At 50.9% G+C, this 22,369-nt stretch carries 20 protein-coding genes; 10 read left to right on the top strand and 10 right to left on the bottom strand.

The window, feature by feature from the left end:
• The first annotated feature begins 400 nt into the window (after nt 1-400).
• Complete coding sequence (locus tag A6301_RS09115; RefSeq protein ID WP_107169242.1) at nt 401-1,153, top strand: M48 family metalloprotease; 753 nt, start codon at nt 401-403, stop codon at nt 1,151-1,153.
• 673 nt (nt 1,154-1,826) lie between these two features.
• The gene (locus A6301_RS09110; protein WP_107169243.1) at nt 1,827-2,372 is read left to right on the top strand and encodes a LuxR C-terminal-related transcriptional regulator; all 546 of its coding nucleotides are present in this window, start codon (nt 1,827-1,829) and stop codon (nt 2,370-2,372) included.
• A 57-nt stretch (nt 2,373-2,429) separates the two neighbouring features.
• On the opposite strand, the gene speA is transcribed toward A6301_RS09110, so the two are convergent.
• Nucleotides 2,430-4,409 (bottom strand): biosynthetic arginine decarboxylase, encoded by a 1,980-nt coding sequence (gene speA / locus A6301_RS09105; RefSeq protein WP_107170097.1) that lies wholly within the window; start codon nt 4,407-4,409, stop codon nt 2,430-2,432.
• Between the two features lie 715 nt (nt 4,410-5,124).
• On the opposite strand from speA, the gene metK reads away from it, so the two are divergent.
• From metK to ruvX, 7 genes are all read left to right on the top strand, one after another.
• A complete protein-coding gene (gene metK, locus A6301_RS09100) occupies nt 5,125-6,276 on the top strand; it encodes a methionine adenosyltransferase (protein WP_107170096.1) in 1,152 nt (383 codons plus the stop codon).
• A 310-nt stretch (nt 6,277-6,586) separates the two neighbouring features.
• Complete coding sequence (locus tag A6301_RS09095) at nt 6,587-7,099, top strand: SprT family zinc-dependent metalloprotease (protein WP_234257618.1); 513 nt, start codon at nt 6,587-6,589, stop codon at nt 7,097-7,099.
• Nucleotides 7,100-7,194: 95 nt separating this feature from the next.
• Nucleotides 7,195-7,893 (top strand): deoxyribonuclease I, encoded by a 699-nt coding sequence (gene endA / locus A6301_RS09090; RefSeq protein WP_215483144.1) that lies wholly within the window; start codon nt 7,195-7,197, stop codon nt 7,891-7,893.
• A gap of 118 nt (nt 7,894-8,011) precedes the next feature.
• On the top strand, nt 8,012-8,746 hold the full coding sequence (gene rsmE / locus A6301_RS09085) for a 16S rRNA (uracil(1498)-N(3))-methyltransferase (protein ID WP_205540319.1): 735 nt from the start codon (nt 8,012-8,014) through the stop codon (nt 8,744-8,746).
• Between the two features lie 11 nt (nt 8,747-8,757).
• A complete protein-coding gene (gene gshB / locus A6301_RS09080) occupies nt 8,758-9,717 on the top strand; it encodes a glutathione synthase (protein WP_014701549.1) in 960 nt (319 codons plus the stop codon).
• 74 nt (nt 9,718-9,791) lie between these two features.
• Nucleotides 9,792-10,355 (top strand): YqgE/AlgH family protein, encoded by a 564-nt coding sequence (locus A6301_RS09075; RefSeq protein ID WP_107170092.1) that lies wholly within the window; start codon nt 9,792-9,794, stop codon nt 10,353-10,355.
• On the top strand, nt 10,355-10,774 hold the full coding sequence (ruvX, locus tag A6301_RS09070; RefSeq protein ID WP_107170091.1) for a Holliday junction resolvase RuvX: 420 nt from the start codon (nt 10,355-10,357) through the stop codon (nt 10,772-10,774). The genes A6301_RS09075 and ruvX overlap by 1 nt, the downstream gene beginning before the upstream one ends.
• Before the next feature lie 121 nt (nt 10,775-10,895).
• Here the strand turns inward: ruvX and fbp are convergent, their stop codons facing one another.
• A complete protein-coding gene (gene fbp, locus A6301_RS09065) occupies nt 10,896-11,900 on the bottom strand; it encodes a class 1 fructose-bisphosphatase (protein WP_107170090.1) in 1,005 nt (334 codons plus the stop codon).
• Nucleotides 11,901-12,069: 169 nt separating this feature from the next.
• On the opposite strand from fbp, the gene mpl reads away from it, so the two are divergent.
• The gene (gene mpl, locus A6301_RS09060; RefSeq protein ID WP_205540320.1) at nt 12,070-13,455 is read left to right on the top strand and encodes a UDP-N-acetylmuramate:L-alanyl-gamma-D-glutamyl-meso-diaminopimelate ligase; all 1,386 of its coding nucleotides are present in this window, start codon (nt 12,070-12,072) and stop codon (nt 13,453-13,455) included.
• 111 nt (nt 13,456-13,566) lie between these two features.
• Here the strand turns inward: mpl and A6301_RS09055 are convergent, their stop codons facing one another.
• The 8 genes from A6301_RS09055 to mutL all read right to left on the bottom strand — a co-directional run bounded on the left by A6301_RS09055 (nt 13,567) and on the right by mutL (nt 22,337).
• Nucleotides 13,567-14,865, bottom strand: a complete 1,299-nt coding sequence (locus tag A6301_RS09055; protein ID WP_005973072.1) for an adenylosuccinate synthase — start codon at nt 14,863-14,865, stop codon at nt 13,567-13,569.
• A gap of 99 nt (nt 14,866-14,964) precedes the next feature.
• Nucleotides 14,965-15,165: a DUF2065 domain-containing protein gene (locus A6301_RS09050; protein ID WP_048262534.1), complete on the bottom strand. Its 201-nt coding sequence runs from the start codon at nt 15,163-15,165 to the stop codon at nt 14,965-14,967.
• Nucleotides 15,166-15,289: 124 nt separating this feature from the next.
• Nucleotides 15,290-16,285: a protease modulator HflC gene (gene hflC / locus A6301_RS09045; RefSeq protein WP_107170088.1), complete on the bottom strand. Its 996-nt coding sequence runs from the start codon at nt 16,283-16,285 to the stop codon at nt 15,290-15,292.
• 3 nt (nt 16,286-16,288) lie between these two features.
• Nucleotides 16,289-17,542, bottom strand: coding sequence for an FtsH protease activity modulator HflK (hflK, locus tag A6301_RS09040; RefSeq protein ID WP_107170087.1), 1,254 nt, complete (start codon nt 17,540-17,542; stop codon nt 16,289-16,291).
• Between the two features lie 96 nt (nt 17,543-17,638).
• Nucleotides 17,639-18,919: a ribosome rescue GTPase HflX gene (hflX, locus tag A6301_RS09035; protein WP_107170086.1), complete on the bottom strand. Its 1,281-nt coding sequence runs from the start codon at nt 18,917-18,919 to the stop codon at nt 17,639-17,641.
• A gap of 94 nt (nt 18,920-19,013) precedes the next feature.
• Nucleotides 19,014-19,313: an RNA chaperone Hfq gene (hfq, locus tag A6301_RS09030; RefSeq protein ID WP_107170085.1), complete on the bottom strand. Its 300-nt coding sequence runs from the start codon at nt 19,311-19,313 to the stop codon at nt 19,014-19,016.
• Between the two features lie 113 nt (nt 19,314-19,426).
• Nucleotides 19,427-20,368, bottom strand: coding sequence for a tRNA (adenosine(37)-N6)-dimethylallyltransferase MiaA (gene miaA, locus A6301_RS09025; protein ID WP_234257617.1), 942 nt, complete (start codon nt 20,366-20,368; stop codon nt 19,427-19,429).
• Nucleotides 20,361-22,337, bottom strand: a complete 1,977-nt coding sequence (mutL, locus tag A6301_RS09020; protein WP_234257616.1) for a DNA mismatch repair endonuclease MutL — start codon at nt 22,335-22,337, stop codon at nt 20,361-20,363. Before mutL ends, miaA begins: the two co-directional genes overlap by 8 nt.
• Nucleotides 22,338-22,369: the final 32 nt, after the last annotated feature.

The raw sequence follows: 22,369 nt of genomic DNA, 5'->3' as shown, positions 1-22,369 counted from the left end.
AGATCGGATTGAACGAATACCTTCCTGAATAACTCATACTAATCAATGTGTTAAACAGAAATGACAAAATAAATATGATTACAAATGTACATGAAAAATGCAGCGAATGCACATGGAACCGTGAGTAAAAAACAGGGATTTATCAGCTAACGAATCAATCGCGGTTCTTTTGCCAATTGTGCAGTTGATTACAGTGCCATACGCCCTGTTTTCCAGTAGCTTCACCTTTCTCTCGCGTGTCTTTTTGGCACACGCTGGAAACAGAATTCATCGCTTATGGACTATCGAAAAAAATAAAAATCAGATTTTCCGATCTATTGCCCGACGCTGTTTTCGGGTAATTTATAGCCGCTTTTATTTCGTATTAAAAAATAAACACAATCGTAGGGAGATGATTTTTATGGCAATTCGTTCTTCTGTGCTGGCTCTGTGTGTCGCAACGCTGCTGACTGGCTGCCAGAACTTAAACACCAATACCTTAATGCAATCCGGCGCACAGGCTTTCCAGGCAGCGACGCTTAGCGACGCCCAGGTTAAAGCGCTCAGCGACCAATCCTGTGAGCAAATGGATAAAGAGGCAAAAATTGCCCCGGCTGACAGCAAATACACGCAGCGTCTGAATAAAATTGCGGATGCGCTAGGCCACGATATCAACGGTACGCCAGCGAACTACAAGGTGTATTTGACAAAAGATGTTAACGCCTGGGCAATGGCGAACGGCTGTATTCGGGTATACAGCGGCTTGATGGACATGATGAATGATAATGAAGTAGAAGGCGTACTCGGCCACGAAATGGGCCACGTGGCGCTGGGACACACCCGTAAAGCGATGCAGGTTGCCTATGCCGCAACAGCCGCACGTACCGCAATCGCCTCTGCCGGCGGCGTAGCAGCGTCTCTGTCGCAATCACAGTTAGCCGATCTGGGCGAAAAACTGGTCAACTCCCAATTCTCTCAATCTCAGGAAAGTCAGGCTGATGACTATTCCTTTGATTTGCTGAAGAAACGCGGCATCAAGCGAGAAGGTCTGGCAACCAGCTTTGAAAAACTCGCTAAACTGGATGCAGGTCATGAGAGCAGCATGTTTGATTCCCACCCTTCATCTGAAGGACGCGCCAAACACATCCGCGAACGCATCGCTGCCGAGAAGTAATCGCACGCTCTGATTACCCGCAAAAATATCCCCACGGGCAATTGAAAAAATCTCAATTGCCCGTTAGTCATCCGACCACTATCATCCCCGCCGTATTACCTGTAAGCTGTTGGATAACAGCAACCTCTAATTGTTTCGATCCTCATTATGATAGGATTTAATAATTAATAAATATAAATAGATAGTTATTTGCAATCATATTACTGTTCCGTTCTCTTTTTAAGAAACGATGCTCGGCAGATTTCCAGATGCTGGAAAGCAAAAGAAAGCGAATGCAGCAACATACGGATAAGCAGTCGCCACGATTAACGCAGAGACTCACGTTGCAATAGCAGGAGGGATGGGATAACCCTATGTATTTAAAGATAGAAATAAACCAGCAAATCAAGCATACTATGTTACACCGATAAGAATTTTTCCAGTTTGATCATAGAGATAGATGATGAAATCAGTTGTTGCTTCCACTGATTTATCTAGAGGCTCTACCTTTTAGCGATGCAAGACACTTCAGGCTCGCGATTTCTTAATAACTGGATAACATCAGCAACGATTATTGGTTTGTGACCACTTTCAGACAATAAACTCATATGTGTTAAAAATCATGGATGTGAGAATTTTCAGTAAATGCAATTTTACCACGGTAGGATTACGGGAAATCCTATCGAGTATTCCTATGCTCTCGATAAAACCTGTCAACAGGTTTACGCTACAACAAGGAAAGAAAAAGTGTATTTTTATCATTGATGGTAGCAGCGAAGGCTTTGAAGAATACTATGAGTCGATAAGAACCCACTTTTATAATATGGCGTCATCGTTCATTATCATCAATAATTCCCCCAATCACCCCCCCGTGTGTATTGACGAAAAAACGATTCTTATTTCCAAGTCAGCACACATCAATTCTTTTTATAAATTGCTCGACTTCGTTCACCATCACGATCGCCGTCTATTCAGCCCCGTCAGGCTATCGAAATCTGAATATGCCGTGTTTCAGTATTGGAGTGCGGGTTACTCAGCAGAAACGATTGCCGATCTTATCGGGTTAAATAAGAAATCAGTACTGAACAGCAAATCAAGGTTACTGAATAAATATGGCGTTCAGGATAAAAACTCTCTACTGCTTATTGCTAAAATTATCTTCAAAGACAGCGTCATTGAAGAATTTGATTCCCTTCCAAAACCAGCAACCGATATCAATATGGGTCATTCGCTTATCTGATCGCAGGCGAAAAAAAGGGATGCTCACTCGCATCCCTTTTCACTCAACCTATCACACTTACTCATCTTCCAAATAAGTATAGCCATACAGCCCGGTTTCAAATTCTTCCATGAACTGCGCCTGAAGTTCAGCATCAAGGTCGGTTTCTTTGACCTGATCGCGGAAACGGGTCATCAGCACTTTGGGGTCAAGCTGCACATATTCCAGCATATCGGCAACCGTATTCCCTTCGTCAGACTCTTCAATCTCAACGGTGCCGTCCTGAAAGACAAACACGTCGACCGTCGACGTATCGCCAAACAGATTATGCATATTGCCCAGAATTTCCTGATAGGCACCGACCATAAAGAAGCCCAGCAACGGTGGGTTTTCTGGATCGTAAGGCGGCATTGGCATCGTTGTCGCGATTCCATCGCCGTCGACATAATGATCGATCGTGCCATCCGAGTCACAGGTGATATCCAGCAAGACAGCACGACGCTCAGGCGGCTTATCCAGCCCTTCCAACGGCAGTACCGGGAACAGTTGATCGATACCCCATGCATCCGGCATAGATTGGAACAGCGAGAAGTTGACATACAATTTGTCAGCCATGCGTTCCTGTAATTCATCAATCACCGGCCGATGCGCACGGTTACTCGGGTCTAGCTGTTCCTGAATCATCTGGCAGATGCTCAAATACAGCTGCTCTGCTTTTGCACGCTGCGTCAGATCCAACATGCCATGCGTGTACTGGGTATGCACATCATGCAAGTCCATTTGGCTGTCATGTAACCACTCGCGCAGCGAACGGCGTTTACCCGGCTGCTTGATTTCTTTCCAGGTTGACCACAGGCTCTCCAACGCACGCGGAGCGTCTTCTTCCGGCTCGGTAGGTTCGCTGAATTCGTTACGCTCAACCCCGATAATATTGGAAACCAACACGGTATGATGCGCGGTGACCGCACGACCAGATTCGGTGATGACCGTCGGATGCGGCAAACCGTGCTCGTTACAGGCATCGCCGATGCCCCAGATCACGTTGTTAGCGTACTCATTCAGACCATAGTTGACTGAACAGTCGGACTGGGAACGCGTTCCTTCATAATCCACACCCAAGCCGCCGCCAACATCAAAACACTGGATATTGACACCCAGTTTATGCAACTCAACATAGAAGCGCGCAGACTCACGCACGCCCGTCGCGATATCACGGATGTTTGCCAGTTGCGATCCCAAATGGAAATGCAGCAATTGCAGGCTATCCAACTTCCCAGCCTCGCGCAGCATCTCAACCAGTTGCAGCACCTGAACCGCCGCCAGACCAAATTTGGATTTTTCGCCGCCGCTGGATTGCCATTTACCCGACCCCTGAGAGGCGAGACGCGCGCGAACGCCGAGGCGCGGCACCACATTCAAACGCTCCGCCTCTTCCAGCACCATCCGGATTTCGGACATCTTCTCGATGACCAGATAAACCTTGTGACCCAGCTTTTCGCCGATCAGTGCCAGGCGGATGTATTCGCGGTCTTTGTAGCCATTACAAACAATGACGGTACGGGTCATTCCCGCATGGCCCAGTACCGCCATCAGTTCAGCTTTTGAACCGGCCTCAAGGCCTAGCGGCTCACCGGAATTAGCCAATGACTCAATGACGCGACGATGCTGGTTAACCTTGATCGGGTAAACCAGAAAATAACCGCCTTCATAGCCAAACGATTCACGAGCCTGTTTAAACGCAGCGTTGATAGAACGCAGGCGATGCTGAAGAATTTGCGGAAAGCAAAACAGCGCAGGCAGGCGCTGATGGTTATCTTTCTGCATATCTTTGACCAATCTGGCCAGATCGACGCGAGCTTCTGGTACGTCGGGGTCCGGGCACACGCTAATGTGGCCTAACTCATTGACGTCATAGTAATTATTGCCCCACCAGGCAATATTATAGGTACGAAGCATTTCGCTGGCATTACGGTCATTCATGGCAACCTCCTGCATAGAGCGCAAATTTTCATGTTTACCCGTCGCTGACGAGCCGTGATGAATCATGTCGTCAGACATAACGAACCTCTTCTTTTTCTATACTGCTAATCACATCAGTACCTGAATAAACAGCCCACATAAGCATACCTGCAACATGCGGCGTCGACAGTGAAAAAACCGGTCTAGTGAAGTATGCCGTCACTTTATTACTCTTATTAGTGTAAAACACGTTGTCAGGCTCCGTGTTACGGGTCGCGAAAACTCGTTGTGAAAACCACCGGGCGGACGTGACCAGAAAGGCGTTAAACGCTTCTGGCAGAAAGAATAACAGGCAGATTAACCAGCTCTGGAGTCCTGTGTTGAATTTAACGACAGGCTACGTCTGGATACGGAAAAGAAGGGTTGAGTCGCTGACGCGGTAGCGTCAAAAGGGACGTATTGCGAAGGCAATACACTCAGTAAACAACGGATCATTAATCCAATCACCTCCACGCGCGCCGCAGCCATGCGGTCAGCTATCAATGAGAAATTCAACATGTTGCGGGTTAGATTGCCTCTAACCGCCCGCGCGTTTATACAGAGATGCTGCCAGAAAAGCAAAATGAAAATTATCGCCAGTCATCTCTTGTAAAAGAAAAAATGGCCGATGTTTAAATGTGATGGCGGGCTAACACGAAAAACTACTGGCACTGAGACCAAAAGGTGACCTAGAATAGCCATCCAGATGTTAATCCGTCTATACCGATTAACCGATACATTGCTTAGCGGCTTTGATTTGAAGGTAAAGAAACTCATGGCTAAACACCTTTTTACGTCCGAGTCAGTCTCTGAAGGACATCCTGATAAAATTGCTGACCAGATTTCTGATGCGGTTCTCGACGCCATTCTGGAGCAAGATCCAAAAGCGCGTGTCGCTTGTGAGACCTATGTAAAGACCGGAATGGTGTTAGTCGGTGGTGAAATTACTACCAGCGCCTGGGTCGATATCGAAGAAATTACCCGTCGTACCGTGCGTGACATCGGTTATGTCAATTCTGAAATGGGCTTTGATGCCAACTCTTGTGCCGTACTGAGTGCCATTGGCAAGCAATCTCCTGACATCAATCAGGGCGTTGACCGCCGCGACCCGCTGGAACAAGGTGCAGGCGATCAGGGTTTGATGTTCGGCTATGCGACCAACGAAACTGACGTACTGATGCCAGCGCCTGTAACTTATGCACACCGTCTGGTTCAGCGCCAGTCAGAAGTCCGCAAAAGCGGTTCGCTGCCGTGGCTGCGCCCGGATGCGAAAAGTCAGGTTACGTTCTTGTACGACGATGGCAAAATTGCCGGTATTGATGCCGTGGTACTGTCTACCCAGCATTCAGAAGACATTAGCCAGAAAGATCTGCACGAAGCGGTGATGGAAGAGATCATCAAACCCGTTCTGCCTGCAGAGTGGCTATCTGCCAGCACCAAATATTTCATCAACCCGACAGGGCGCTTTGTGATCGGCGGCCCAATGGGTGACTGCGGTCTGACCGGTCGTAAAATCATTGTTGATACCTACGGCGGTGCCGCTCGCCACGGTGGCGGTGCGTTTTCTGGTAAGGACCCTTCTAAAGTAGACCGTTCTGCGGCCTATGCCGCTCGCTATGTCGCCAAGAATATCGTTGCTGCGGGTCTGGCCGATCGCTGCGAGATTCAGGTGTCCTACGCTATCGGTGTGGCTGAGCCTACTTCTATCATGATCGAAACCTTCGGCACAGAGAAAGTGTCCACCGAGCAACTGACGCTGCTGGTGCGCGAATTCTTCGATCTGCGTCCTTACGGCTTAATCCAGATGCTGGATCTGCTGCATCCTATTTATCAGGAAACCGCAGCCTATGGCCACTTTGGCCGTGAACATTTCCCATGGGAAAAAACGGACAAAGCCGCACAGCTGCGTGAAGCTGCCGGTCTGTAATCCGGTAATGCAACAAAGACTATACCCTAAATAATTCGAGTTGCATGAAGGCGGCGACACAGCGAATCCCCAGGAGCTTACACCAGTAAGTGACTGGGGTGAGCGAGGACAAATAGGCTTAGCCGATTTGAACGCCGCTTGCGGCGGCCCTTCAGGGCGAGGCTCAGAGATGAGCCGAGTATTGCCAACACACATGCAGCTTGAAGTATGACGGGTATAAGACGGCGAATGAAAATTCGCCGTTTTTCATTCTGATTTCCCTCCGCTTCACCTATTGCGTCTCCCTGCCACTCAATTTATGCTCACAGCAATGAACACACCTCGAATCCCCATTGCCAGCCATCAGGCTGTAATGCGCTGCCTGCGTGATAAATTACAGCAAGCCAACCTCACCTTGCAGACGGACTACACTGAACCTACGGTGAATTACCAGCAACGCGGTTCAACGGCAGGAACGGCCTGGCTGCAACACTGGGAAATTCGGCTGAACCCCGTTTTGTTGCAGGAAAATCAGCAGGCTTTTATCGATGAAGTCGTTCCTCATGAATTGGCTCATCTGCTGGTTTACGCACGTTTTGGCCGCGTTGCGCCACACGGCAAAGAGTGGCGCTGGATGATGGAAAACGTCTTACACGTCCCGGCAAAACGCACGCATCGGTTTGCCGTGCAATCCGTGCAAGGGAAGACCTTTACCTACCTCTGCGATTGCCAACAGCATGAACTCACAATCCGCCGGCACAATCGGGTGCTACGCGGCGAAACAGAATATCGCTGCCGTCGTTGTGGGAAAACCTTACATCATGATGTAAAAAGCTCTATTTAAACGGGAATTTCCAGTTTTAAAAACTGCTTTTACGTTTGCTTGCCGCTAAGACATCCGGTAGTCTGCCAACTTTACCGTCTGTGGATTATTGGAATATGCTACGCAAAATTCTCGCTATCGCTGCCGTTGGCGCGGGTCTATTTTCGGCCATCGCGCAGAGTCAAAACATCAATAATTTTTCGCAGGCAAAAGCCGCCGCTGTCGACATTAATCGCGATGCGCCGGGGTCGTTCTACTGCGGCTGCAAAATTACGTGGCAGGGCAAGAAAGGCACACCCGATCTGGAATCCTGCGGCTATCAGGTGAGGAAAAATGAACAGCGTGCCAGCCGCATTGAGTGGGAACACGTAGTGCCCGCCTGGCAGTTTGGCCACCAGCGCCAGTGCTGGCAGGATGGCGGTAGAAAGAACTGTAACAGCGACCCCGTCTACCGTGAAATGGAAACGGATTTGCATAACCTGCAACCCGCTATCGGTGAGGTTAACGGCGATCGCGGCAATGCCATGTATGGTCAGTGGAACGGCGGTGCATCGCAATATGGTCAATGCGAGATGAAGGTCGATTTCAAAAACAATCTGGCAGAACCACCTGCCCGCGCCCGTGGTCAGATCGCTCGTACCTATTTCTACATGCGCGACCGCTATCAGTTACGCCTGTCCAATCAGCAAACTCAGCTATTTGAAGCCTGGGATAAGCAGTACCCCGTCACGCAATGGGAATGTACCCGCAACCAACGCATCGCCGCAAAGCAGGGAAACCCAAATCCCTACGTTCAACAGGCTTGCCAGCGCTAATCCGTCTACCTACTATAGCGAATCAGTTTCCAGCGTAACCACCGTCAAATGACGGTGGTTTTACCTATTTCTGGCGTTTCTGCGCCGGTTAATTTTCATTCAAAGGTCTTAATTCAGTATGCGAGTACCACGCATTTTCCACCCAGAGACGCTCCCCCTTAACGGTGGTGAAGTCGAACTAAGCGACGATGCCGCCAACCATGTTGGTCGCGTGTTACGCATGAATACGGGCCAGTCATTGCAGCTATTTGATGGCAGCAATCATGTCTTTGATGCAGAAATTATCGCGGCTGGAAAAAAGAGTGTGCGCGTTAGCTTCACAGCAGGTAAGTTGGAAGATAAAGAGTCTCCCCTGCATTTGCATCTGGGACAGGTGATGTCGCGCGGCGAGAAGATGGAATTTACCATTCAGAAATCCATCGAGCTGGGCGTCAATGTTATTACGCCGCTGCTGTCTGAACGCTGTGGGGTAAAACTGGATGCAGAACGTATGGAGAAGAAAATTAGCCAGTGGCAAAAAATCGCGGTTGCTGCCTGTGAACAATCTGGCCGCAACTGTGTGCCGCTGGTTCGGCCAGCGATGACGCTGGAAGCCTGGTGTGCGGAGCAAGACAACGCGCTGAAATTGAATCTGCACCCACGCGCTACACAGAGTATCAATACGCTACCGCTGCCGGTAGATCGGGTTAGGTTGCTGATCGGCCCGGAAGGCGGACTCACCGCCAGTGAAATTACCATGACCTCAGAACACGGATTCACTGATATCCTGTTGGGGCCACGCGTCTTGCGCACAGAAACCACTGCACTCACCGCCATGACCGCCTTACAGGTACGTTTCGGCGATTTGGGGTAAAGGAGAAAAGAATGATCAAACTCGGTATCGTGATGGACCCGATTGACACCATCAATATCAAGAAAGACACCAGCTTTGCCATGCTGCTGGAAGCACAGCGCCGTGGTTGGGAATTACACTATATGGAGATGAACGATCTCTATATGCACGCAGGGGTTGCGCGTGCAACAACGCGTCGCCTGAGCGTCCAGTACGACTACGACGGCTGGTACGATTTCTCCGGCGAGCAGGATATTGCGCTGGAAGAGTTGGATGTGGTGCTGATGCGTAAAGATCCACCGTTCGATACGGAGTTCATCTACGCCACCTATATTCTGGAACGTGCGGAAGAGAAAGGCACGCTAATCGTCAACAAGCCGCAAAGCCTGCGCGATTGCAATGAAAAGCTCTTCACCGCCTGGTTCCCACATCTGACACCCGATACGCTCGTCACGCGTCGTGCAGACAAACTGCGTCAGTTCCATGAAAAACACGGTGACGTTATTCTCAAACCGCTAGACGGCATGGGCGGCGCGTCTATTTTTCGTTTGAAGCAGGATGATGCTAACGTCTCCGTCATCATCGAAACCCTGACCGAACACGCCAGCCGCTACTGCATGGCGCAAAACTACCTGCCTGCGATTAAAGACGGTGACAAGCGCGTGCTGGTGGTCGATGGCGAACCCGTTCCTTACTGCCTCGCACGTATTCCCAAAAGCGGTGAGACACGCGGCAATCTGGCTGCCGGTGGTCGTGGCGAAGCACGCCCGCTAACCGAAAGCGACTGGAAAATCGCCCGTGACGTCGCACCGACGTTAAAAGCCAAAGGCCTGATTTTCGTCGGTCTGGACATCATCGGTGACCGTCTGACAGAAATTAACGTCACCAGCCCGACCTGTGTGCGTGAAATCGAAGCGGCCTACCCAGACGTGTCCATCACCGGCATGCTAATGGACGCCATTGAAAAACGTCTGGCTGCACGTACCCGTTAATACCAAATACGCTATCCGGCCCGCGCAACACGGGCCGTTTCTCCAACGCTGACGGATATCGATAAAAATATACAATGAATTTACAGCATCACTTCCTCATTGCTATGCCAGCACTACAGGACTCTGTATTTAAACGTTCGGTGGTCTATATCTGCGAACATAATGAAGACGGAGCCATGGGGCTGATCATCAACAAACCGATGGATCAGTTTTCCGTGGAAAATGTGCTGAAAAAGCTAAAAATAGACCCAACGCCACGCGATCCTGCCATCCGGTTAGATAAACCCGTATTTATGGGGGGCCCGCTGGCAGAAGATCGTGGTTTTATTCTACATACCCCCTGCTCCGGCTTCGGTTCCAGCATCAGTATTTCTGAGGACACCATGATCACCACCTCAAAAGACGTACTGGAAACGTTAGGCACACCCAAGCAGCCGAAAAATACGCTAGTCGCCTTAGGCTATGCCGCCTGGGATAACGGACAGTTGGAAGAAGAACTGTTGGATAATGCCTGGCTGACAACGCCAGCCGACAAAGACATTCTGTTCCACACACCGATTGCCGAGCGCTGGCGGGCAGCAGCCAGAAAACTGGGTATCGATATCCATAATATCTCTACTGAAGCAGGACACGCTTGATGACCAGCAGAACCATTCTTGCCTTTGATTTTGGGACAAAAAGCATCGGCGTCGCCATTGGTCAGGAGATTACCGGTACAGCGCGCGCCCTCACATCGTTCAAAGCGCAGGAAGGCATCCCCGACTGGCAAAAAGTGGAGAAGCTGTTATCAGAATGGCAGCCCGATTTGGTCGTCGTCGGCCTACCACTCAACATGGATGGCACCGAACAGCCGCTGACGGCACGGGCGCGAAAGTTCGCTAACCGACTGCATGGCCGTTTCGGCGTCGCGATTGAGCTACACGATGAACGTTTGAGTACAGTGGAAGCACGCGCCGATCTCTTTGAACGCGGTGGCTTTAAAGCGCTGGATAAAGGGAGCGTAGATGCGGCTTCTGCGGTGATTATTCTGGAAAGCTGGTTCGAAGCTCAGTTTTAGAGAAAGCGGTGAGTATTTTTTAAGATCGCTGCAATGACGTACAAAGATGGCGTACTGGATAGCACGCCATAAGCAGTCATCCCGCATTGGCAGATTACCCGCCGACACGAGACAACATTAATTAGGCATCGGGGAACTCACGGATGAAACGTTCAACGTCATCAACCATGGATTCTGTCCCTACGAAGAACGGTGAGCGCTGATGTAACTTCTCTGGCGTGATATCCAGAATACGGTTTTTACCATCGCTAGCCTTACCGCCCGCCTGTTCAGCCAGAAACGCCATCGGGTTGCATTCGTACAGCAAACGCAGTTTGCCTTTCGGGTAGCTCGCCGTGCTTGGATACAGGTAAATTCCGCCTTTCAGCAGGTTACGATGGAAATCTGCGACCAGTGAGCCGATATAACGCGACGTATAAGGACGCTGTGTCTCTTCATCCTGCTCCTGACAGTATTTGATGTATTTCTTCACACCGACAGGAAACTTGATGTAGTTCCCTTCGTTGATGGAATACATATTCCCTTTTTCCGGGAAGCAAACTTTTTCATGCGAGAGACAGAATACGCCAAGCGACGGATCGTAGGTAAAAGCATGAACGCCATGGCCCGTGGTGTACACCAGCATGGTAGAAGAACCGTAAACGATATAGCCCGCAGCAACCTGCTGGCTACCCGGCTGCAAGAAGTCCGCTTCCGTGACGGAGGTTCCCAGCGGGGTAATACGGCGGTAAATAGAGAAAATCGTACCGACAGAGACGTTCACATCGATATTCGACGAGCCGTCCAGCGGGTCCATCAGAACAACATACTTAGCGTTTTCCGCCTTATCGCCTTCAAAGATAACGATCTCGTCTTCTTCTTCAGAGGCAATACCTGCCACTTCACCACGCGCCTTTAATGCCGCTTTCAGTTTTTCATTGGCATACAGATCGAGCTTCATCTGCACTTCGCCCTGAACATTAGAAACGCCGCTGGCCCCCAGGATATCAACCAGACCTGCTTTATTGATATCACGGTGAATAATCTTGGCACCCAGTTTAATAGCAGACAGCAGCGCGGTAAGCTCACCTGTGGCGTGAGAGAAATCGTGCTGTTTTTCGACGATAAATTCGCCTAACGTTTTCATAACACTATTCCAGAATCTACGGATGAAAAGCGGTTTCATTTCTGCACCGCCAACGTTTGCGCATGCAGTGTAGCCCAAAGAGAAAGTGAGTACCTAGTCAAATCCATTTCTTATGGCGGATTCATAGCGTTAGAATATGACGCAGACTCACTGCGAAGATGGAAAATGTATGCGTATTCATATTTTAGGTATCTGCGGCACCTTTATGGGTGGCCTTGCCCTACTCGCCCGCTCTTTGGGGCATGACGTCACGGGCTCAGATGCGAATGTTTATCCCCCCATGAGTACCTTACTGGAAGAGCAGGGAATCACACTGATTCAGGGATACGATCCGGCACAACTGACTCCCGCCCCCGACCTGGTCATCATCGGCAATGCCATGTCTCGCGGTAACCCGTGCGTCGAGGCCGTGCTAGAACAGGGGTTACCTTATGTTTCCGGTCCACAGTGGCTGCATGATTATGTGCTGCGCGATCGCTGGGTGATTGCCGTTGCGGGAACGCATGGTAAAACCACTACGGCGGGAATGGTCACCTGGATTCTGGAAGACTGTGGCTACCAGCCTGGCTTTGTGATCGGTGGCGTTCCCGGCAACTTCACTGTTTCCGCACGGTTGGGTGACAGCCCGTTCATGGTGCTTGAAGCTGACGAATATGACTGCGCATTCTTCGACAAACGCTCCAAGTTCGTCCATTACTGCCCAAGAACGCTAGTGCTCAACAACCTTGAGTTCGATCACGCCGATATCTTTGACGATCTGAAAGCCATTCAGAAACAGTTCCACCACCTTGTTCGTCTGGTGCCGGGCAGCGGGAAAATCATCTCTCCAACCAACGATCTTAACCTCAAACAGGTAATGGCAATGGGGTGCTGGAGTGAGCAGGAGTTGGTAGGCGAAGAAGGCGTTTGGCGCGCACAGAAAGTGGCTATTGATGCCAGCCAATATCAGGTTTACCTGAACAACGAACTTGTCGGCGAAGTTCACTGGAAATTGGTGGGTGAACACAACATGCATAACGGGTTGATGGCCATCGCGGCTGCGCACCACGTTGGCGTCTTGCCCGCAGATGCCTGCCGCGCACTCGGTGGTTTTATCAACGCACGCCGTCGTCTTGAATTACGCGGCACGGAACATGGCGTCGCAGTGTATGACGATTTTGCACACCACCCTACTGCTATTCTGGCTACGCTGTCGGCATTACGCAGCAAGGTGGGCGGTACAGCCCGTATTTTGGCCGTACTGGAACCCCGTTCGAATACCATGAAATTGGGGATGTGCAAAAACGAACTCGCCCCGTCATTAGCCCGCGCCGATGAAGTTTTCCTCTTCCAACCGACGCATATTCCGTGGCAGGTCGTAGAAGTCGCGGAAGCCTGCATACAGCCCGCACACTGGAGCGCGGATATTGATACGTTGGTAGAAAACATCGTCAAGACCGCACAGCCAGGCGATCACATTCTGGTCATGAGCAACGGCGGGTTCAGTAACATCCACAATAAACTACTGGATAGCCTGAAGAAGAAAGCGCAGAAGGCGGAAGACGCTCAGGAATAACGAGCCAGAAGCCGTCGTTGTTCACATCGCGGCGGTTAAAACGATAGATAGCAAAAAGGACGGGAATCCCGTCCTTTTTCATAATTGCCTCACCCATTAAGCGTGGCGCAATCAAGCATCAAACGGGTCGCGCAATACCATTGTTTCGCTGCGATCTGGGCCGGTAGAAATAATATCAATCGGCACACCCGTAACTTCTTCGATACGTTTGATGTAGTTCAGCGCAGCCTGCGGCAGCTTGCTGTGATCTTTCACGCCAAATGTGCTTTCAGACCAACCCGGCACAGTTTCGTAAATCGGCTCAAGACCTTCCCAGCCCTCAGCAGCCAGCGGAGTGGTATCCACTTCGGTGCCATTCGGCAAACGGTAGCCTACGCAGATCTTAATCTCTTTCAGACCGTCCAGAACATCCAGCTTGGTCAGGCAGAAACCTGACAGCGAGTTGATCTGTACCGCACGACGCACGGCCACGGCATCCAGCCAGCCAGTACGACGGCGACGACCTGTCGTCGCACCAAACTCATTACCTTTCTGAGACAGATGCTCGCCAACTTCCTCAAACAATTCTGTCGGGAAGGGACCAGCACCCACGCGGGTAGAGTAAGCTTTAACGATGCCCAGAACGTAATCCACATAACGTGGACCCAGGCCAGAGCCAGTCGCGACGCCGCCCGCAGTGGTATTTGAGGAGGTCACATACGGGTATGTACCGTGATCGATATCCAGCAGCGTACCCTGTGCGCCTTCAAACATGACGAAATCGCCACGCAGGTGCGCTTTATGCAGCAGATCGGACACATCAACAACCATAGCGGTCAGGATGTCAGCGATCGCCAACACATCGTCCAGAACTTTCTGGTAGTCGACAGCATCAACTTTGTAGTAGTTAACCAGTTGGAAGTTATGGTATTCGATGATTTCTTTCAGTTTGACGGCAAACGTTTCTTTATCAAACAGATCGCCAACGCGCAGGCCGCGGCGTGCAACTTTATCTTCATACGCTGGGCCGATACCACGACCCGTCGTACCAATCGCTTTTGCACCACGCGCTTTTTCACGCGCGTTATCCAGTGCGACGTGATAAGGCAAGATTAACGGACAGGCTTCAGAAAGCAGCAGACGTTCGCGTACCGGGACGCCACGCGCTTCAAGCTCCGTCATTTCTTTCATCAATGCGTCAGGCGCTAGCACGACACCGTTACCGATGATGCTGACAACATTTTCACGCAGAATGCCAGAAGGAATTAAATGAAGGACGGTTTTTTCACCGTTGATAACCAGCGTATGGCCAGCGTTGTGACCACCCTGATAGCGCACAACATATTTAGCCCGTTCAGTCAGCAGGTCAACGACCTTGCCTTTACCTTCGTCACCCCATTGGGTGCCCAGTACGACGACGTTCTTACCCATTTCAAGAATCACCAGGTTGCTTAAAAAAGGATTCTACCATCTCATTTGGATGCTTTCAGTACTTTTAGCACACGATTGCGCACATTTTTCCACTTAATTTTAGCCACCCATCCGGCTACGCAACATGTAGTAGATCACGCACCCTGCGACGACTATTCCGCCGCCAAAACGGCGTAAAATATTATCCGGCAACTGTGCCATACCCAAAATCATCCGCCGCCAGAGACGAGGAAACAGCAGCGGCCCCAGCCCTTCAAGTACCAAAACCAACCCAAGCGCCAGCCAAATCGTTGAATTCATAACCACCTCTTTTCCCACACCAAGCACAAACGGGACTAAACCCTGTTAATGATCTCTGCCAGAAAACGACAAAAAAAAGCCCGGAGAATAACCCGGGCTTGATAACGACGTCAGTTAATGGCGATCAGCGGCGCGGTGCTATGCTGCTTTCCGGTGACTTCATGTAGCGGAAGAAGTCACTATCCGGGCTGAGAACCATCACGTCCTGATTATTACTAAAGCTACTTTCATACGCACGCAGACTACGAACGAAAGAGTAGAAGTCAGGATCTTCACTGAATGCATTCGCAAACAATTTCGCCGCTTCGGCATCCCCTTCACCACGGGTGATACGCCCTTGGCGTTCGGCTTCAGCCAGCGTACGGGTCACTTCATAGTCTGCCGTTGCTTTCAGCTTTTCAGCCTCTTCCTGACCTTGTGAACGGTGGCGACGCGCTACCGCTTCACGCTCTGCACGCATACGTTGATAAATGGCGTCAGACACTTCAGTTGGCAGGTTGATTTGCTTAATCCGCACATCGATAACCTCAATACCCAGCGCAGCCATGCTGTTAGGGTTGATGTGAGGCTCGTTGCTTGTTGTCTCTTTCTCAACACGCGCAGCAGCCGAAGCAATCGCATTATCGGCCTCGGTGGTTTCCCCCGTACCGGTATTCAGTGCTTCGCGCACGTCCGACATCAGTTGACCACGAGAGTCGGTAACAATGCCTTTTACATCCAGACGACCAATCTCAGAACGCAAACGGTCACTGAATTTACGTTTCAGCAGCACTTCAGCCTGAGAGATGTCACCACCGCCCGTAGCCAGATAGTAGCGGCTGAAATCGCTGATACGCCATTTCAGATACGAATCGACAATCAGGTCTTTCTGCTCTTTAGTGATGAAGCGGTCAGCCTGATTTTCCATCGTCTGAATACGCGCATCCAACATTTTCACTGAGTCGATAAACGGAACTTTGAACTGCAATCCCGGTGCATAAATCAGCGGCTTGTTTTCGTCATCACGCAATACTTTACCAAAACGCATTACAATGCCGCGCTGGCCTTCCTGCACCACAAACAGTGACGCATAGACCACCATCAGTACCAGGATCAGGATAAATAGTAAGGGCTTACGCATCGATTATTCTCTCCCTACTCGAGTGAAGTCATCACGCTGCGCATTTGCTTTGCGCTGATCCATGATATTTCCATTGTTACTGCTGCGCGTTGGGTTGCTATTCGCCGCACTGCTGCTGTTACTAGGCAAACGCAGTGGGTTAGCACCGCTGTTGCTTTGCGTATTTTCACTGCCTTGTCCACGCAACATCTGATCCAACGGTAGCACCATCAGGTTACTTCCTTTGTCATTGACCAGAACTTTACGGGTATGGCTGAGTACGCGCTCCATCGTTTCAATATACAAACGCTCGCGGGTAATTTCCGGTGCCGCTTTATATTCCGGTAATACTCGGGCAAAGCGGGCAACTTCACCTTGAGCTTCCAGAACGGTACGGGTTTTATAAGCGCGAGACTCTTCCAGAATACGCTGAGCCTGACCGTTGGCACGCGGTTGCACTTCATTCGCGTACGCTTCTGCTTCACGAATGTATTGCTGCTCGTTTTCACGCGCGGCAATGGCATCATCAAACGCGGCCTTCACTTCTTCCGGTGGACGAGCGGTCTGGAAGTTGACGTCCAGCAGCGTGATCCCCATGTTGTACGGACGAACAGTTTCTTCCAGTACACGCTGGGTATCCGTACGCACAATGGTACGGCCTTCCGTCAAAATTTTATCCATCGTGTACTTACCAATAACGCCGCGCAGCGCGCTGTCAGTCGCCTGACGCAGACTGTCATCCGCATTGGTTACGCTGAACAGATATTGTTCAGGCTGTGTGACACGATACTGTACGTTCATTTCAACGCGCACCACGTTTTCATCCGATGTCAACATCACACCCGACGTCGCCAGTTCGCGTACCGACTCAACGTTCACCGCGCGAACAGAGTCGATAAAGGTTGGTTTCCAGTTAAGACCCGGACCCACCAAATGGCTGAACTTACCAAAGCGCGTCACGACACCGCGTTCCGCTTCTTTAATGGTATAGAAGCCCGTAGCAGCCCAGATGACAACTGCGGCGACGGCAGCGATACCGACGATCCGGCCACCCAGTGCTGGGCCGCCAGAATTTCCGCTGTTGTTCGAGCCTGAACCTTTCCCGCCACCCAGATCGCTGAGTTTTTTACTCAACTTACGGAAGATGTCGTCCAGATCCGGAGGCCCCTGATCTCGGCCACCTTTATTATTATTTCCGCCAGAGTTGCCGCCATTATTGCTGCTGCTCCCCCACGGGTCGCGGTCTTGTCCGTTATTACCGGGCTGATTCCACGCCATGTTTTAGCTCCATTCTTTATGATAGGTGTTCTTCAGGTTCAATATCCCAGAGTCCGTCAGACTATTTCGCTGTACAGACTGTATCTACCAGTCAAATCAGACAATATAGTCCATCAGTTCCTGCTCTTTTTTGCAGAGGCGGTGCCAGTCGGCAATCGGCATACGAATAACCAAACCAATTTGCCCATCCTCTTCAATCCATTCTTTTTCTATTGCCTGAAGCTGGTAAAAACGACTACGCAAGCGTCCTGCCTGCGGGGGAAGATGCAACGTATGTTGCGCGATTTCCCCGGAAAGCCGCTCAGTCAATGCCTGAAATAACAACGGAATACCGTCGCCAGTCTGTGCTGAAAGCCAGACCCGTACCGGTAGATTCTCTTCGTTGCGATCGATACGCGGAACGAAATCATCCAGCATATCAATCTTGTTCATTACCAACAGCGCAGGTATTTCATCCGCCTCAATTTCCGCCAGTACGTCATGAACCGCCTCGATGTTCTCGTCAAGACGAGGATCGGCGGCATCAACAACGTGCAACAGCAATGAGGCTTGACGTGTTTCCTGTAATGTAGCCTTAAACGCAGCCACCAAATCGTGGGGTAACTGCCGGATAAAACCTACGGTATCCGCCAGCACTGTATCACCGACATCATCCACCTCAATGCGGCGTAATGTTGGGTCCAGTGTGGCAAATAACTGATCGGCAGCATAAACACCCGCCGATGTAATCTTGTTAAACAGCGTGGATTTACCGGCGTTGGTATAGCCCACCAGCGAAACAGTGGGAACATCGGCACGAACCCGCGACCGACGCCCTTGCTCACGCTGTTTTTCTACCCGTTCGAGACGCGACAGTATCTGAGAGATACGATTACGCAATAAACGGCGATCCGTTTCAAGCTGGGTTTCGCCTGGGCCACGTAAACCGATACCGCCTTTCTGGCGCTCAAGGTGCGTCCAACCGCGAACCAGTCGGGTCGCAAGGTGACGCAGCTGTGCCAGTTCTACCTGTAATTTCCCCTCGTGAGTACGCGCACGCTGGGCAAAAATATCTAAAATCAGTCCGGTACGATCGATCACCCGGCACTCACACAAACGCTCCAGATTACGTTCCTGAGCAGGCGTTAGCGCGTGATCAAACAGCACGACAAACGCGCCAGTTTCTTTCACTACTTGAGCAATTTCTTCGGCTTTGCCCTCCCCGACAAAATACTTGGGGTGAGGTGCCTTACGACTACCAGTAACCACCTGCAACGATTCAATACCGGCAGAAGAAACCAGAGATTCAAACTCTAGCAGATCGTCCGTATCTCTATCTTGCGAGAAAAAAATATGAACTAATATGGCCCGTTCACCTGATTCATAACGGTCAAACAAGCGAGTAACCTCTCAAACGAGCAAAAAACACCACAGCGAAGGAGCCGAGCGATGCGTCCAGCTCTCCTGCGCCGTGGTGAATTGACAATACGCCTTATTCAGCGTCATCAGCATCCTGCGACTGTTGCTGCGCAGTCGTGTTACTACCGTGATAGTTGCTACCGCCGCCTGGATTGTTGCTATGGTGAGACACTGGGCGAGAAGGAACAACTGTAGAGATGGCATGTTTATAAACCATCTGACTGACCGTGTTTTTCAACAAAATCACGAACTGATCGAAAGATTCGATCTGACCTTGCAGCTTAATACCGTTCACCAAATAAATCGAAACCGGAACACGTTCACGACGCAAAGCGTTCAAGAACGGATCTTGCAAAGATTGCCCCTTAGCCATTCTATATTTTCCTTATTTGTATGTTGTTTGTAACAAAGAACCCTATGGCTCTAAAATAACGGTGTAAAAAAACTTGCACGCTGAGACTCATCGATTGTACACAATCACCCAACCTATGCACTAACAACCTCTATTACCTTGTCCAGTGCTTCCGTCGGTTTTTCGCTGTCCAACCAGCAAACATCATCCCAACCGCGCAGCCAGGTCATTTGCCGTTTCGCTAACTGACGCGTCGCACAAACTCCCCGATAAACCATTTCATCGTAATCAATTTCACCGGATAAATATGACCACATCTGGCGGTAACCGACGCAACGAATAGAGGGCATATTCGTATGAAGGTCCTGCCGGGCAAACAATATCCGGGCTTCTTTCTCAAAACCCGCTGCCAACATCTGATGAAAACGCTGTTCAATCCGCTGATGCAACAATTCACGCGTCGCCGGGGCGATAGCAAACTGATGAACCTGATAGGGCAGTGCATCGCCAGACGTTTTTGTCAGCTCAGTTAAAGTGTTACCTGAAACGAAAAAAACTTCCAGTGCTCGCGAGAGTCTCTGCGGATCATTTGGATGAATCCGAATTGCCGCTACCGGGTCGATCTCACTAAGCTGCCGATGCATCGCTTCCCAACCGATTTCTTTTGCCTGCTCTTCAATACGCTGGCGCACGGCAGCATCGGCTGACGGTAGAGGAGAAAGCCCCTCCAGCAGCGTCTTGAAATACAGCATCGTCCCCCCGACCAGCAGAGGAATGCGCCCGGCGGCGGTAATCTCCGCCATCTCGCGGAGCGCATCGCGGCGAAAATCAGCCGCAGAATAGGATTCAGCCGGATCGAGAATATCAATTAACCGATGCGGTGCCTGCGCCAGTTCTTCCGCGCTTGGCTTCGCCGTCCCGATATCCATACCTTTATAGATGAGGGCGGAATCTACGCTAATCAACTCTATCGGCAAATATTCTCGTAACGCCATTGCCAATGCCGTTTTTCCTGACGCCGTCGGCCCCATAATAAAGATGGCAGGCGGCAACGACGTTTTTTCTACATCACTCATGCTTTAACGCCTTGATGGCATCCTGGATGTCCATCATAAATAAAAGTTCAGACGGCGGCGCTTTCGCCAGTTGCGGACAAAGCCGTTCGACATCCGCCAGTAATTGTATAGCCTGAGAATGGCTCCAGTTATCCTGCTCGCTCTGCAATCGCGTTGCCATCCACGATGCTAACGCGCCTGATTCCACCTGCTGTGACTCAACCGTCTGATTGTCGGCCAGATAGCCTATCAGTTCAGAGATCAAGTTTTGTAAATTTTGTTGGCGCAATGGTAAAGGTACAGCGCGCAGCGTGGCACGCTGTGACTCAACCAATACATCAATACCAAAATGCGTCAGCAAAGCATGATGGGTAGACAACACGTTCAGTTCGGATTTACTTAACGTCAGCCGCTGCGGAATCAGTAACGGCTGTGCCCGCAGCCCCTCTTCAGACGGCGTTAATTGCACGACTTTCAGATAGCGCTCAGCGACGGAAAGCGACAGCATCGCCAATCCTTTATGGTACTCCAACAGCGCATAGCACGGCGGATATACCGTCAGCACGCGGCCAAAACCGCTCGATTGGCTTTCCAGCGGGGACTCAACTAGCGCACGTTGCCTATTATTGTTGGCTGTGGTGTCTGCTGCGGTTCGCGCCAATGGGGAATCATGCAATATCGCAGGGGGAGCTACGGTATTTTCCGACACGGCAATATTCGGCAACGCGTCAGACGACGGTAGGCTGTCTGTCGGTTGCAGCAGCGCCTTATACAACTCGCCCTGCTTTTTCTGATACGGATTCTCCGGTTGATAGCCAGAATAGGCAGTTTCTCGTGCCTGGCCACTACGCGGCATTTCCCCCCCCGCCGCTGGAGATTTTTCAGTACGCGACGGTTGGGCAAAGTGGTTTTCACCTGCGGCGGGACGGTTCTCTTGCTGCCACTGTACAGGCTTCCCGGTTTCCGGCTCTGTCATACCAAGCCCCGGCGCAGAAGCCTGCTGTAGAACGGACATCACGGCCTGATAGATAAAGTCATGCACCAGACGTGCCTGATGGAACCGCACCTCATGCTTGGCAGGATGTACGTTGACATCAACCTGATGTGGGTCGATCTCCAGATACAGCACATAAGCGGGCTGCTGATCGTCGCTAAGCTGGTCTTGATAAGCCTGTCGGATGGCGTGATTGATGAGTCGATCGCGCATCATGCGCTGGTTCACGTAGCAATACTGCATGTCAGGCAGCTGTTTAGCCCCAACCGGATCGGCAACCCAGCCATGAATAGTGAGATCGCCATGCTGCCATGATACCGCCAACGCATGTTGCAGGAACGTCGCACCGCAGATGCTACCCAAACGGCGCTCATACTGGCTTTTATCCGGTGCAGCACGATACTGCCGCATCAGCTTACCGTTATGATGCAGCGTAATGGCGACATCAAAACGCGCCAGTGCGATGCGGCGCACCACCTCATCAATATGGGTGAATTCGGTTTTCTCGGTGCGCATAAATTTACGGCGGGCAGGCGTGTTATAAAACAGATCCAGCACTTCAAGCGTAGTGCCTACAGGATGGGCAGCAGGTTTAACCGTGACCGCCATATCGCGCCCTTCGGCATAGGCCTGCCAGGCCTCAGACTGTTCAGCGGTGCGTGATGTCAGGGTTAGACGAGAGACGGAGCTGATACTCGCCAGCGCTTCGCCGCGAAACCCCATGCTGACAATCGCTTCCAGATCGTCGAGCGTCGCGATTTTACTGGTCGCGTGGCGCGCAAGCGCTAACGTTAACTCATCCTTTCCGATGCCTGAGCCATTGTCACGGATACGAATTAGCTTCGCACCGCCGCGTTCAATGTCGATATCAATCCGAGTCGCCCCTGCATCCAGACTGTTTTCCACCAGTTCCTTCACGACCGAGGCCGGACGTTCAACCACTTCTCCGGCGGCAATCTGGTTAGCCAACTGCGGTGGCAACACCTGAATCGGCATGGCGTATCCCTCTTACTATCCTCAATCTATCG

This window comes from Pectobacterium sp. IFB5596 (assembly GCF_021432585.1).
Taxonomy (GTDB): domain Bacteria; phylum Pseudomonadota; class Gammaproteobacteria; order Enterobacterales; family Enterobacteriaceae; genus Pectobacterium; species Pectobacterium punjabense.
This window is presented reverse-complemented; position numbering and strand designations above follow the sequence as displayed.